The sequence below is a fragment of the Psychrobacter sp. 28M-43 genome (assembly GCF_014770435.1).
GTDB lineage: Bacteria > Pseudomonadota > Gammaproteobacteria > Pseudomonadales > Moraxellaceae > Psychrobacter.
Genome location: NZ_CP061739.1, coordinates 760,670 through 775,054 on the forward strand (window position 1 = coordinate 760,670; position 14,385 = coordinate 775,054).

Here is a 14,385-nt window from a genome sequence, read left to right on the forward strand (position 1 = left end):
TTACCCGTATTATCCCTGATGTGCCAAGCTTTTTGGCCAATAGCATGAGTTTCGATAATTGGTCTATTCTGTTTTTGGTGGGTCAATCACTAGTCATCTTTTTGGTCGTTGTATTGGTTGCCGCGATGATGATTATTTATGAGCGCCGTATGTTGGCCTTATGGCAAGATCGTTATGGTCCAAACCGTGTTGGACCTTTTGGTTCGTTGCAGTTAGTCGCCGATATGCTCAAAATCTTCTTTAAAGAAGATTGGACACCAAACTTTACCGATAAGTTTATGTTTACCTTGGCACCTGCGGTCGCAATGTTTACTGCCTTGGCTTCATTTGCCATTATTCCTATCTCGCCAACGCTTGGCGTGGTTGATTGGGATATTGGTATTCTGTTTTTCTTTGCCATGGCTGGTATTGCTGTCTATGCGGTGATGTTTGGTGGTTGGGCGTCTGCCAACAAGTTCTCGCTACTCGGTGGTTTGCGTTCAGCTGCACAGACGATCAGTTACGAAGTGTTTCTAGGCTTGTCGTTGATGGGCGTTGTTGCTTTGACAGGTTCATTTAACTTACGCGCTATTGTTGAAGCGCAAGCGGATGGCTGGTATATCATTCCGCAGTTTTTTGGCTTTTTGACCTTTGTCGTGGCTGGTGTGGCCGTTACGCATAGACATCCATTTGACCAACCAGAAGCAGAGCAAGAACTGGCCGAAGGCTATCATGTCGAATATTCTGGCATGAAGTTCGGTATGTTCTTCATTGGTGAGTATGTCAATGTTGTCTTGATTTCTGCCTTGATGACTTGCTTGTTCTTTGGCGGTTGGCTTGCGCCGTTCAATTTAGATATTCCATTTATTCCACCAGCTTTTTGGTTCATGATTAAAACGCTGTTCTTTATGACCATGTTTGTTTTGGCTCGAGGCTCACTCATGCGTCCGCGTTATGATCAGGTGATGAACTTTGGCTGGAAAGTATGTCTGCCCGTAACCTTGATCAATCTGTTGATTACTGCTGCGGTCATTTTGATCTTTTCCCCAACGTTATAGTCATTACTAGCCATCACTGATGAACTAGGGTAAAGCTGATAAGGATAATAATCCCATGTTTACTACCATAAAAAAGACCGTCATTGGTATATTTACCATTGTCCGCAGCATGTGGATGGTCAATAGTCATGCGCTCAGACCGCGTGACACCATCCTTTATCCTGAAGAGCCGGTACCTGTACCGCCGCGTTTTCGCGGACGTATTGTCCTAACGCGTGATCCTGATGGAGACGAGCGCTGTGTCGCTTGTAACTTGTGTGCGGTGGCATGTCCGGTAGGGTGTATCTCATTACAAAAAGCCGAGCGTGAAGATGGACGCTGGTATCCAGAGTTTTTCCGTATTAACTTTTCACGCTGTATCTTTTGTGGATTGTGTGAAGAAGCCTGTCCAACGACAGCGATTCAAATGACCCCAGATTTTGAGCTGGGTGAATATAAGCGCCAAGATTTGGTCTATGAAAAAGAGCACTTGCTCATTTCAGGACCAGGTAAATACGCTGATTATAACTATTATCGTGTGACAGGTATGGCGGTAGCAGATAAACCAAAAGGCGCAGCACAAAACGAGTCTGCACCGATTGATCTAAGGAGCTTGCTACCATGATGAATATTTTAAACCATCCTGAATTGGCTGGGTTTTATTCACTTGCAGCAGTGGCGATATTTGCCAGTCTGCGCGTAGTGACTCAGGCCAATCCAGTGCACGCTATCTTATCGATGATTGTGTCGTTGTTAGCAATTGCTGGGATATTTTTTGTATTAGGTGCGCCGTTTGCAGGAGCGTTAGAGATTGTTGTCTATGCTGGTGCCATTATGGTGCTATTTGTCTTTGTCATTATGATGCTGAACTTGGGCATGAGTAATGACGAGCGCGAAGAGCGTTGGCTCGATGCAGGCACTTGGGCGATTCCAACAGGATTGACGATAATTATTGCCGTTGTGCTCTATGCGATGATTGGTCTTAATCACGATGAAGCTGTCATGATGGGTGGCACGACTATCTCTGCCAAAGCAGTCGGTACGGTGCTATTTACCAAATACATTATGCTGGTTGAAGTAGCAGCATTGCTATTATTAGCAGCCTTGGTCGCCGCTTATCATTTAGGTAAAGAGACAGTCGACGATGAGGTCATCGGTAACGATAGCCAAAATTTCAAGCCAAGCGTAGGTAGTATCAAACAATACGACAATGATAGTACGCTTACACAGCATGACGGCGTAGAAATGGCTAAGCCTTACGAATATAAAGATGTTGACCCGCATGACTATGTAGGTATGAAGGTAGGTATGAAAGCAGGTAGTCAAGTAGGTGCGAACAAAGTTACGCGCAAGGAGTCAGACTAATGGTACTAGCAGCAAGCGTGGCACAAGATGTGTCAAACGTGCCGTTTGCCCACGAGGTGGCAGGCTTAGTACAGCCAGTTGCTGAGGCGCAAAATGTACTGGGTATGATACCCATGAGCCATGGACTGATTTTGGCAGGTATTTTATTTGCCATCGGTCTGTGCGGCGTCATGGTACGACGTAACTTCCTATTCATGCTAATGAGTCTTGAGATCATGATGAATGCGGCAGCATTGGCATTTGTAGTAGCAGGTAGTCGCTGGGTCGATCCAGACGGACAGATTATGTTTATCTTTATTTTGACCTTGGCCGCGGCTGAAGCGTCAATTGGTCTGGCAATATTATTGCGTTTTTATCATCAGCGTGGGCATCTCGATGTCGATAGCGCCAATGAGATGAAAGGATGATGTCATGAGTTTATTACCATTAACCTTTATATTCCCGCTCATTGGCTTTTTGATTTTAGCCTTTATGCGCGACAAATTATCAGAAACGGTCGCAGCGATTGTTGGCGTGGGTAGCATGCTGTTATCAGCACTATGCACGCTAGTGGTTAGCTATACCTTTTTGACCACCAATCCAGCTGGAACGGTAATTGAAGTTCCGCTATGGACTTGGTTCCAAGTGGGCGATTTTGCCCCACATTTCGGTTTGAGCTTTGATGGTCTTGCATTGACCATGACAGGTGTTATCACTGGAATTGGCTTTTTGATTCACCTGTTTGCCTCTTGGTATATGAAAGGCGACACTGGCTTTGCTCGTTTCTTTAGCTATATGAACTTGTTTGTGGCCAGTATGTTGTTATTGGTACTCGCAGATGATTTGTTCTTGCTATATCTCGGTTGGGAAGGCGTAGGTATCTGTTCTTACCTATTGATTGGTTATTATTATCACGACAGAGCCAACGGCCGTGCCGCGATGAAAGCCTTTACCGTCACGCGTGTCGGTGATGTTTTCTTAGCCTTTGGTTTGTTTTTATTATTCCGCGAATTCGGTACGCTTAATATTCAAGAGATTATTACGCGCGCGCCAGAAGTATTCGATGTTAATAACCCAACGATGATGCTTACCACGATGATGTTGGTCGGCGGTGCGATGGGTAAATCAGCCCAGTTGCCACTACATACATGGCTTGCTGATGCGATGGCAGGTCCGACACCAGTATCGGCATTGATTCACGCTGCAACGATGGTTACAGCAGGTGTTTATTTAATCGCCCGTCTACATCCATTGTTTGAGCTGACCCCAGGTATCTTGTTATATTGGGTTGGCGGCGTAGGGGCATTGACGTTGGTCGTTGCTGGATTCTGTGCACTCGCGCAAACAGACATCAAACGTATCCTTGCTTATTCGACCATGAGTCAAATTGGCTATATGTTTTTAGCACTTGGCGTGGGCGCGTGGCAAGGGGCTATTTTTCATCTGATGACGCATGCTTTCTTTAAAGCATTGCTGTTCTTATCATCAGGGGCGGTCATCCTTGCAGTACATCACGAGCAAGACATCTTTAAGATGGGTGGTCTACGCAAAAAGATACCATTGGTATTTTGGTGTTATATCATCGGTGGCGGCGCACTCGCTGCCATACCTTGGGTTACCGTTGGTTTTTATTCTAAAGAAGCGATTCTTTGGGAGACGTATGCCACAGGTCACTTAGTACTATTTTATATGGGTGTATTCGGCGCATTCTTAACCGCGATTTATACATTCCGTATGATTTGGATTATCTTCTTTGGCGAAGAAAAAACCCATGCGCATAAGCTATCAGGTGTGTCGTATTGGTTGCCTTTGACCGTGTTGCTAGTGCTATCTACTGCCGTTGGTGCTTGGATTACGCCACCATTAGACGGTGTCTTACCAGAGAGCGTTGGTCATCTATTAGAAGTTGCTGGTCAAGCGCATGCTAAGCATACCGCAGAGTATATCGCGATGGGTGCCATGGCAGCAGGTTTGATATTGGCAGCACTGTTATATGTCGTCAATAAAGGTCGCATGCTTACTAGTTTTAAGCGATCACGTATTGGTGGGGCGCTATATCACTGGTGCTATCATGGCCTAGGTTTCGACGCGCTATATGATGTAATTTTTGTAAAACCCTTTTTATTCATCGGCCGCTTATTAAAAGCCGACCCTATCGATAAAACGTGGTTGCTGTTACCTAAACTGGCCTCAGCAGGTAATAAAGTATTGTCTGCGACGCAAACAGGGTCTCTTCGAGGTTATGCCACAAGCTTTGGCTTGGGTATGGCTGTATTGCTGGTGCTGGTAATGATGACGGTGGTGTAAAGATGATTGAGTTACAACAAACGTGGATGCTACCAGCATTAATCGCAATTCCTTTTATTGCAGGATTGCTATGCTGGTTGGTAGAGCGATTTAATAAACGTCTGCCGCGCTGGATTGCCTTGATCGGTATGATGTTGACCTTTGCTTTGTCATTGGTACTTTGGCAGCAAGGCGATTTTAGCGGTATGAGTCAGCAGGTCATTGCACCAGATGCTGCAGTGCCTTGGGTCGCGGAGTTCAGTGTGCCGTGGATACCGAGCTTTGGTATTAGCTTTCACTTAGCGCTAGATGGTTTGTCATTGATGATGGTAGCCCTAACAGGGTTGCTTGGTGTGGCAGCTGTTGCCTGTTCGTGGAATGAGATTCAGCGCCGTGTTGGCTTTTTCCATTTAAACTTGCTATGGAGTTTGGGCGGCGTTATCGGGGTTTTCTTGGCTATTGATTTGTTCTTATTCTTCTTCTTCTGGGAGATGATGCTGGTTCCTATCTACTTCTTGATCGCGATTTGGGGTCATGATGTGGTTGGCAAAACCAAAGAATACGCGGCCACCAAGTTCTTTATTTATACCCAAGCGTCTGGGCTTATCATGCTCATCGGTATTTTGGTATTGGTCATTATCAGCTACGCCCAAAAAGGGGTAGTGAGCTTTAACTATAATGACTTGCTCGGTACGTCACTTGGCGGCTGGGAATATCCAATCATGCTGTGCTTCTTCATTGGTTTTGCGGTGAAGTTGCCAATCATTCCGTTCCACGGCTGGTTGCCAGATGCGCATGCGCAGGCACCAACGGCAGGTTCGGTAGATTTGGCAGGTGTACTAATTAAAACTGCTGCATATGGTTTGATTCGTTTTGTGTTGCCGCTATTTCCAGCAGCGTCACAAGAGTTTGCGCCGATAGCGATTACTCTAGGTACGATTGGTATCTTCTATGGTGCATGGCTTGCGTTTATGCAGACTGATATGAAGCGTTTGCTAGCGTATACCAGTATCTCGCACATGGGTTTTGTGGTACTAGCAATCTATGCAGGAACATTGCTCAGCTTACAAGGTCTGATGATTCAGATGCTTGCTCATGGTTTGAGTTCAGCCGCACTATTCATTATGGCAGGACAGCTATATGAGCGTCTGCATACACGCGATTTGACCTTGATGGGTGGTATGTGGGGACAGTTCCGCTATTACGCACCGATATTGATGTTCTTCTGTGCCGCGCTGCTAGGTATTCCTGGTACGGGTAACTTCATTGGCGAGTTCATGATTTTATTTGGCTCATTTGCTCAGTATCCAGTATTCGTTGTTTTTGCAACATTCAGTTTGGTATTAGCAGGTCTTTATTCGCTGATTTTGATTCATCGCGCACTATTTGGTGAAAACAATATCGCCGCATTGGCAGAGCGAGAGACTAAGTCACATGGTCTGCCTGCACGTAAACTAAAAGATTTGGGCAAGCGCGAGCTGTCATTACTACTGATGCTAGCTGCTGGTTTGGTATGGCTCGGACTGTACCCACAGCCGTTCCTTGATACCTCAAGTCACGCTATGCAGTGGATCAATAACGCATATATATACAGTCAAGTGACACAGGTAGATGCGTCGCAGCTGCTTGATGTAATGGAGGCACGTTAAGTCATGAATGATATTACGATGAATGATTTGATAGGATTGTTGCCTTACGCGCCGATTATCGCCGTAGTGATTACGGTACTGACGGTTATGATCGCGATCACCTTTAAACGCTCGCATATGGTCACTGGTACGATTACAGTGGCAGGCTTAAACATTGGTCTATTTACCCTAATCGGGCAGATGATCGGGGTAATTGACAGCGGATCTATCGCGCCAAACGCTGAGCAACTATTTGTTATAGATAACTTTGCTCAGTTTAATATGGTGGTGATTTTTATCTGTGCCTTGGCTTGTTGTACGCTGTCTTATGCGTATCTGGCCAATCTCAAAGACAATAAAGAAGAGCTGTATTTGCTCATGCTGCTATCGACCATTGGTGCGTTGCTAATGGTAAGCGCGCAGCATATGGCATCATTCTTTATGAGCTTGGAGATGCTATCAGTACCACTATATGGCTTGCTTGCTTATACTTATATGCGCAACCAGTCACTTGAGTCGGGACTGAAGTATTTGGTATTATCTGCGACTGCATCAGCGACGTTGCTGATGGGTATGGCCTTTATCTATGCAGAAGTAGGCTCACTAGCATTTAAGCCAATCAGCATGGTGTTGGGTAATATCTTTGAGTCGCCACTACTGATACTGGGCGCGGCAATGATGATGTTTGGTATCGCCTTTAAACTCTCGGCTGCTCCTTTCCATATGTGGACGCCAGATGTTTACGAAGGTGCACCAGCGCCTATCGCTACCTTTTTAGCATCAGTATCAAAAGTGGCGATGATGGCACTAGCCGTGCGTTTCTTAATCGATACTGCTTTGCTGGCATTGCCATCAGTGCAGATGCTATTAATGGTCATGGCAACTTTATCTATCTTGGTAGGCAACTTGTTGGCAGTACGTCAAACTAGCCTTAAGCGTCTACTCGGTTACTCATCTATTGCCCATATGGGTTACGTGATGATCGTGATTGTCAGCATTGGCTCGGCCGCTGATAGTATCTCTAGTATGTATATGGCGGTTTATGCCTTTACCTCTATCGGTGCCTTTGGGGTAGTGACGTTGATGTCGAGTCCGTATCGCTTATCTGGTGAAGCTGATGAGTTGACGCATTATCAAGGGCTATTCTGGCGTCGTCCAGTATTGACTGCTGTCATGACCATCATGATGTTGTCATTGGCTGGTATTCCGTTGACGGCAGGCTTTATCACCAAGCTATTTGCTATCTTAGCTGCGGTACAAGGCACCAATTGGTTCTTGGCTGCGATGATTATCTTGGGCAGTGCGATTGGTCTATTCTACTACTTACGCGTTTTACTCACGCTGTTCAAACGTCCTAAGCAGTTCATCGAGTTTGACGTGTCTGGGCAATGGGGTATTCGTACCGGTGGTATTATGGTCATCGCTGTGACGGCGATTATCCTATTCTTTGGTATCTTGCCAAATAGTATGATTGAGTGGGCAAGTTTGGCTCGCATTTGGTAATGTCGCTGAGTCAATACGGCAGATAAGTCGCTGCGATCTATCTGTTGTTACGGTTAAAAAACCAAGATGCGCCAGCTTTATGATAAGCTTGGCGCATCTTTTTTTATGCTTACCTTTTTTGGTATTTATCTTCTTTTGCCTATCAAGGGTATCTTATAAAAATACAGTTTAATAAAGTATAAGTGACGAATAATTATGAGTGATAATATTCAAACCGTAACGGTGCTCAGCAAAACCACATGGACGCCAAATTTATTTAGCTTTACCGTCAGTCGTCCCGATAGTTTTAAGTTTACAGCGGGGCAGTTTGTACGTTTAGGCGTCAATCCCAGTCAATTAAAATATTATCAACAGACTGATGTAAGTGATGAAACTGCTGATACCGCATTGAATGAAGATGTCTTCCGCGCGTATTCGATTGTCTCTTCGCCCTTTGATGAGGTGATAGAATTCTTCTCTATCGTGATACCGGATGGGGCATTTACCTCGCAATTACAGCACTTACAAGTGGGTGATGAGCTACTGCTTAATACCATGCCATTTGGGTTTTTGACATTAGCACGTTACCAAAAACCATTACCAAAAGACTTATGGCTGCTAGCAACAGGGACTGGCTTAGCACCGTTCTTATCGATGCTACAAGATTTAAAGACATGGGAAGATTACGAACACATTGTATTGGCTTATAGCGCACGCTCGCTCGATGAACTTGCGTACGTTGAAAAAATAGAGAGCCTACAAGAAGACTTCGGCACGCTAGTTGATAATCCAGCAAAGCTTATCTTTATCCCAATCGTCACTCGTGAGCCTGTCGAAGGCGCGTTGTCAGAGCGTTTGCCAAAGCTACTACTAGAGGGGACGTTGCAAGAGCGCGCAGGTATCGCATTAGATATTGATAGTACGCATGTCATGCTATGTGGTAACCCAGATATGGTAGAAGATACTAAAGAGGCGTTAAAAACATTAGGACTGGTGATGAATCGCCGCGGCGAGGGTAATATTGCCGTAGAGAACTACTGGTAGTTATCGACTTTAGTAAAAAACGCTGCATCTTAAAGGTTCTTGGCCTTTAAGATGCAGCGTTTTTTTATGGGATAAAACATTGTCTTATGGGATAAGGCATTAGCAACTTACTCTTGGCTTGGCTCAGTCGCATCGTCTACAGGGTTAATAGGACCTTGCATCAATTCAGGATCGTCATCATCACCGATGATATCTTCGTTACTGCTGGCAGCCAGTAAATCACGATAGTTGATTTGAGCCTTCAAGATCATTTGCTCTTCTTCTAGCTCGCCATAATTTATCTGTACCTTATGCAAGGTGCTCATGATTTTTTTGTTGTTTTTTAACCAACGATGGATATCGAGATAAATCACTTCGTCTTTTGCGCGAGCAATATTGACGTACGACAGAATAAATCCTAAAGGGTCTTTTTTGAGGACGCTATGATAAAACCAAATCGCCAGTTTGACGCCTTGGCGTTTCACGAAAGATTCGCAGCGCAGATTTAATATATCGGTATAAGTTTGCTGACCAAATACAAAGCGCTGCACATTGCGATCGAGCTGAACGTGAACTAAGCTAAAGTTACTTGCCACCTCAGCATAGATGCCGCCTGCATTGACAGTGCAGTATAAACGAAACCAATCCTCATGCATCTCGACGCGTAGCTCTAAAATGGCTTTTACATTATCAGTGACGAATTTTTGTAGTGCATCATTAACGTAAGTCTGTGCCACGGGCAATGACAACTCATCTTCGAACTTGTCCGTCGTCTTATTATAGATATCTTTAACCGATTGGGCGATACGTTCCCACCCACTGCCGAATGACTCGTCAAAACGATAGCCAATACTCTCGAAGAACTCATCAAAATTGTCTGAATTATTCACGTTATCAAAGTCACTCAAACTTATTATCCTTATAGGGCGCGTCATTCAATCGGTGACGTAAAAATGGCTAAACAAACTTTGCAGGCTATCGTTAATTTGAACGAAAGCTAATTATCTATAATTTCTGAATATCTACGACCATTAGTAATTTTTATACTGATAGGTAGCAAAAGCGAAAAACTGACCTCTGATACTAGTGCGTAGTGAATCTGCACTTACTGTGCTGCTTGATCATCTATTATGCCTAATTAAGACGATGCACAGTTTTGATTGTTGCAAAGTATCGTGCTACTAATTCTATTGTGCTAAAGCAGTATATAACAAATACAGTGGCTTCAAAATGAACACATGCGTTTTATAGCAATTCATTTGGTATAGACAGTGTTTTTTCTGTCTTATATATTCTCAAATGCATGTTTTTCAATCAGCGGATAAGGTTACCAATACGGCATGGCAGATGTCAAAATGCCGTCTCAGTGCTTATACTGGCGACATAATTCTATGTCATGTTATGATAGCGCCAGTATAAATCATGCCTATCGTTACAACACTTGTTAAATAGTGCTTTGTACTGATGTGCTCACAAGCTGAGATTCATTGTGGCCTATATAAAAGACTCACAGAGCTATCATTTTTCCGCGCAAGCGCCCAAGCGCGATATAAGTTTGCCTGTCGCTATTGTTATTGCGGTGGCCGTTCATGTGCTGATTATTTTCGGGATTAGCTTCTCTATGGGAAAAGACCCAGCTGCTATGATGCAAGATGTGGCAAAGGTGCTGACCGACAATATGCAGCCCAATGAAGATGCGCACTTTATTGCCAACGCTTCACAAGAAGGCGGCGGTACAATAGAAGAGCAGCTCAGACAAGAAAACAATCAGCTAAGTGCAATGTCTGCTGAGCAAATGAGTGAGACTCAAGACATCGTTAACTTGCAGCGTAAAGTGCGTCAGCAGCGCTATCAAGAAAGCTACCTACGCACGACGTTAAGTTGGCGTCAGGCCACTGTAGAGTCGGATAATGACAGCGAGCAAGCGCAAGATGATGCGATGGCGCAAGAAGAGCGGCTACGTAAGCAGATTGCAACCTTAGAAGCTCAGCTATCTCAGCGTCAGCAGGTCTACGCGACCAAATCCAAAGTCGTGACCATGGATAGTAACTCGACCACACGGGGTGCGGCAGCAGACTATATCAATACATTCCGTGAGCATGTCGAGCGAGTGGGTAACTTGCATTATCCCGTACAAGCGCGTGCTCAAGGCATTACGGGTGAAGTACGGCTTATGGTTATCATCAGTAACGACGGCAATATCAAAGCCATTCGTTTACTTGAAAGCTCAAACTCTACGATATTGGATGAAGCGGCCAAGCAGTCGGTACGACAAGCAGCACCCTTTGGTAAATTTACCGAAGACATGAGCGATATCGTCGAGCTGCGCTTGATACGTACTTACCGCTATAGTGATACAGTCGAAGTAACGTACTAAGGTTAACGTATTTAAGCACTAAGAAGATAGGTGCTAAGAAGACAAGCACTAAGAAAAAAGCTACTGAAAATAAAGTTGCTGAAAAATGTCACTGAAAACATAATTGTTAAGAATAACGCTTAACGCACTATTTTTTATCATTAAAGATATTAAAGTTCATAACACACAGCTATAAAATAAAGAGTCAGTATGGAATTTTTAGGTTTTACCGTCGATGTCGCTACCTTAACGAGCAACGCCCTAGAGCTGGTCATCAAAGTCGCTTTAGCAATACTTATATTTATCGTTGGACGTTGGCTTGCCAAAAAGGCAGTCGCTTTTTCCGATCGCTTGATGACGCGTAGCCATCTGGATGAGACAGTTGCTAGTTTTTTAAGTCGTCTATTGTATGGCGTGCTACTGGTCGTGGTGATTTTAGCTGCACTTAGCAAAGTCGGTGTACAGACTACGTCTGTCGTCGCGATTTTAGGTGGTGCCGCTGTTGCCGTTGGTTTGTCACTAAAAGACCAACTCTCAAATTTTGCCGCTGGTATTATGATTGTGACATTTCGCCCGTTTGTACGCGGTGATTATGTACAGATTAGTAGCTACACAGGTACAGTGACTGAGATTACCTTGGTTAACACCCATCTGACGACCATTAACAATCACGATATCATCATTCCTAATAGCGATATCACGACTTCACCTGTGGTCAATTATACAGCGCTACCCAATCGCCGCGTCGATATCACCGTCGGTATTGGCTACGACGCTGATATCAAAACGGCTAAAGACGTGATGTTAAGTCTGGCAAGAAACAACCCATTGGCTTTTACTGATCCTGAGCCTATCGTACGAGTGACCAATCTAGGCGATAATTCAGTAGATCTTACCCTAAACGTTTGGACAACCAATGCCGACTGGTGGTCAATGCAATGCGAGCTACTAGAGCAATTCAAGCAAGCTCTAGATGATGAGAAAATCGAGATTCCATTCCCGCAGCGCAGTGTCCATGTTAAAGGCTTAGACCATATGATCAACCAAATGGGTCAAGCACAAAAATTGCCACTATCTAAAGATTAATAAATAGCTGCCTAATAGTTAGAAGGCTGTTTAATAAAGCAGTGCTAGTTTAGACATAAGGATTTGGTAGGTTTAGACCTGCCAAAATCTCAATTTCAAAGTACTCCATCTCATCTTGCTCAGCTTGTCCGAGCTCATGATCAAAACCCAGTAGGTGTAGCACGCCATGCACTAGCAAATGGCTGATGTGCTGCGCCACTGTTTTGTCCTGTTCAGCCGCTTCACGTACCATCACTTCATGACAGATAATTAGCTCTCCAAGAGGCAGTGTTGGCATCAGCTCAATGACGGCTGCAGGTAATTCGCTTGGATAAGACAAAATATTGGTCGCATAGTCTTTACCACGTGCTTCTAGATTTAAAGCACGGCCTTCGACGTCATCAGTGATATATATATCTAGTGTTTTAGACTTTTCCTGCCATAGCTCAGGATCGATATCTGCAAAATAGGGTAGGGTCAGACCATTATTAATACGACCGTCTATATAATCCAAAGTCGCCATCATGACTGATAGTAAATGCTCGCGATTATAAAAAGTATCTAATATTTCATCATTAATCCTGTCGGTCGCACTGATATCAAGTGCTGCTAAGCTGGCATGGTTGCTAGCAATCTTGTCATCGAAATTAGTATTGTCAGGTTGGCTCATATTGCTGTCCTTTTTATTATAAATAAATGTGTTTTTAAGGCTGCATTGTCTACGTTGTTTATTTGCCAGTTTTTTACCATAAAAGTAGTTCAATCACTGTTCATCTTATCGCTAAATTTTTGGCTAATAAATAGAGGCCAATGTATAGAATGTATAGAGGCTACTATAGCTAAGTTGCTGGTAGGCGACTAGTAGCGAAAGAGCTAAATTCAATAAACTGTTGGTAAGAAAAAACCGGACTACTTTGAGTAATCCGGTTTTCTTATGCAATATAAATGCTTGTAGCAAATGATTGTAATTCAATGATTAGCTTGATTATTACAGATTGGCTGCTGCATTGGCGACGGCTTGTCTACGCTCTTGTTCTTTAATACGTTCAAACTTACGTTTTTCTTCTAAAGCTATTTGCTCTTCATCAAATACGTCATAGGCTTCAACAATTTGCTGTACCAATTGATGTCGTACGACGTCTTTTGAATCAAACTTTGTGATATGAATCTCTTCGATATCTTTTAGAATATCCATTGCTTGGGCCAAGCCTGATTTGTGACCACGTGGCAAATCGACCTGAGTAATGTCACCAGTGATGACGGCACGTGAGCCAAAGCCCAAACGGGTCAAAAACATTTTCATCTGTTCAGGCGTGGTGTTCTGCGCTTCATCTAGAATGACAAACGAGTTATTCAAAGTACGACCACGCATATAGGCAAGCGGTGCTACTTCGATAATCTGACGCTCAATCATTTTACCGACTTTTTCAAAGCCTATCATCTCATAGAGTGCGTCATATAGCGGGCGTAAGTACGGATCGATTTTTTGGGTCAAATCACCTGGCAAGAAGCCTAGCTTTTCGCCAGCTTCTACCGCTGGACGCACTAGCAAAATACGCTCAATCTCATTACGCTCAAGCATATCGACGGCACAGGCCACCGCTAGATACGTTTTACCTGTACCAGCTGGCCCAATACCAAACGATACGTCAGAGCTCAGGACGTTTTTAACATAGCGTTGTTGGTTGCCACCACGCGGAACGATGCGGCCTTTACGTGTACGTAAGCTGATGGGCGTAAACTCGCTAGCCTCATCCAAGTCTTCATCATATTCCATATCATCGTGATCTTGTTCGTCTTCTTCGATGTCTTCATCACGAGAGAGGCTAGATTGGATGATGAGATGCAGCTCTTCAGCACTGATGTCTTTGGTGTTCTGTGCTTCATCTACCATTTTGTAGATAATACGTTCACCGCGTTCGACATTGGTCACATCGCCACTCAGGCAAAAATCGCCTTGGCGTTGCATGATTTTAATATCGAGGCGTTCTTGGATATATTTCATGTGATTGTTGTATTCACCAAGCACGGTTTTTAGCTGTGCTGGGGTCAATGATTCAAACTTTATACGGCGGCTCATGGAATCAGTCAAGCGATTATCCTTTTATTGTGTACCCGACGCTATGATTTGGTTTTAATTGCGTGGCGGGTTGCAGAGATAAAATAGTTAGTGGCGTTACAGTGT

At 44.1% G+C, this 14,385-nt stretch carries 13 protein-coding genes; 10 read left to right on the forward strand and 3 right to left on the reverse strand.

What is annotated here, in order from left to right; translation table 11 throughout:
• Positions 1-44: 44 nt before the first annotated feature.
• The 8 genes from nuoH to IEE84_RS03325 all read left to right on the forward strand — a co-directional run bounded on the left by nuoH (position 45) and on the right by IEE84_RS03325 (position 8,800).
• Entirely contained in the window at positions 45-1,037 is a 993-nt protein-coding gene (gene nuoH, locus IEE84_RS03290; protein ID WP_191115363.1) for an NADH-quinone oxidoreductase subunit NuoH, read from the forward strand.
• A gap of 55 nt (positions 1,038-1,092) precedes the next feature.
• Positions 1,093-1,641, forward strand: a complete 549-nt coding sequence (nuoI, locus tag IEE84_RS03295; protein ID WP_191114832.1) for an NADH-quinone oxidoreductase subunit NuoI — start codon at positions 1,093-1,095, stop codon at positions 1,639-1,641.
• Positions 1,638-2,381 carry an NADH-quinone oxidoreductase subunit J gene (nuoJ, locus tag IEE84_RS03300; RefSeq protein WP_114700722.1) on the forward strand — a complete coding sequence of 248 codons (744 nt, stop codon included), beginning with the start codon at positions 1,638-1,640 and terminating at the stop codon, positions 2,379-2,381. Before nuoI ends, nuoJ begins: the two co-directional genes overlap by 4 nt.
• A 98-nt stretch (positions 2,382-2,479) precedes the next feature.
• Positions 2,480-2,788 carry an NADH-quinone oxidoreductase subunit NuoK gene (gene nuoK / locus IEE84_RS03305; protein WP_025653102.1) on the forward strand — a complete coding sequence of 103 codons (309 nt, stop codon included), beginning with the start codon at positions 2,480-2,482 and terminating at the stop codon, positions 2,786-2,788.
• 4 nt (positions 2,789-2,792) lie between these two features.
• Positions 2,793-4,667, forward strand: a complete 1,875-nt coding sequence (gene nuoL / locus IEE84_RS03310; RefSeq protein WP_191114833.1) for an NADH-quinone oxidoreductase subunit L — start codon at positions 2,793-2,795, stop codon at positions 4,665-4,667.
• 2 nt (positions 4,668-4,669) lie between these two features.
• On the forward strand, positions 4,670-6,295 hold the full coding sequence (gene nuoM, locus IEE84_RS03315) for an NADH-quinone oxidoreductase subunit M (RefSeq protein WP_114700724.1): 1,626 nt from the start codon (positions 4,670-4,672) through the stop codon (positions 6,293-6,295).
• Positions 6,296-6,298: 3 nt separating this feature from the next.
• A complete protein-coding gene (locus tag IEE84_RS03320) occupies positions 6,299-7,777 on the forward strand; it encodes an NADH-quinone oxidoreductase subunit N (protein WP_057758941.1) in 1,479 nt (492 codons plus the stop codon).
• 192 nt (positions 7,778-7,969) lie between these two features.
• Positions 7,970-8,800 (forward strand): ferredoxin--NADP reductase, encoded by an 831-nt coding sequence (locus IEE84_RS03325; protein WP_416383481.1) that lies wholly within the window; start codon positions 7,970-7,972, stop codon positions 8,798-8,800.
• Between the two features lie 107 nt (positions 8,801-8,907).
• On the opposite strand, the gene IEE84_RS03330 is transcribed toward IEE84_RS03325, so the two are convergent.
• The gene (locus IEE84_RS03330) at positions 8,908-9,687 is read right to left on the reverse strand and encodes a hypothetical protein (protein WP_224737876.1); all 780 of its coding nucleotides are present in this window, start codon (positions 9,685-9,687) and stop codon (positions 8,908-8,910) included.
• Positions 9,688-10,268: 581 nt separating this feature from the next.
• Here IEE84_RS03330 and IEE84_RS03335 point away from each other — a divergent pair.
• Together IEE84_RS03335 and IEE84_RS03340 are read left to right on the forward strand one after the other, a co-directional pair.
• Positions 10,269-11,156 (forward strand): TonB family protein, encoded by an 888-nt coding sequence (locus IEE84_RS03335; RefSeq protein ID WP_191114835.1) that lies wholly within the window; start codon positions 10,269-10,271, stop codon positions 11,154-11,156.
• A gap of 189 nt (positions 11,157-11,345) precedes the next feature.
• Complete coding sequence (locus IEE84_RS03340; RefSeq protein ID WP_102092965.1) at positions 11,346-12,221, forward strand: mechanosensitive ion channel family protein; 876 nt, start codon at positions 11,346-11,348, stop codon at positions 12,219-12,221.
• 49 nt (positions 12,222-12,270) lie between these two features.
• On the opposite strand, the gene ybeY is transcribed toward IEE84_RS03340, so the two are convergent.
• The gene (ybeY, locus tag IEE84_RS03345) at positions 12,271-12,870 is read right to left on the reverse strand and encodes an rRNA maturation RNase YbeY (RefSeq protein WP_191114836.1); all 600 of its coding nucleotides are present in this window, start codon (positions 12,868-12,870) and stop codon (positions 12,271-12,273) included.
• Between the two features lie 318 nt (positions 12,871-13,188).
• Positions 13,189-14,292: a PhoH family protein gene (locus IEE84_RS03350; RefSeq protein ID WP_191114837.1), complete on the reverse strand. Its 1,104-nt coding sequence runs from the start codon at positions 14,290-14,292 to the stop codon at positions 13,189-13,191.
• Positions 14,293-14,385 lie beyond the last annotated feature (93 nt).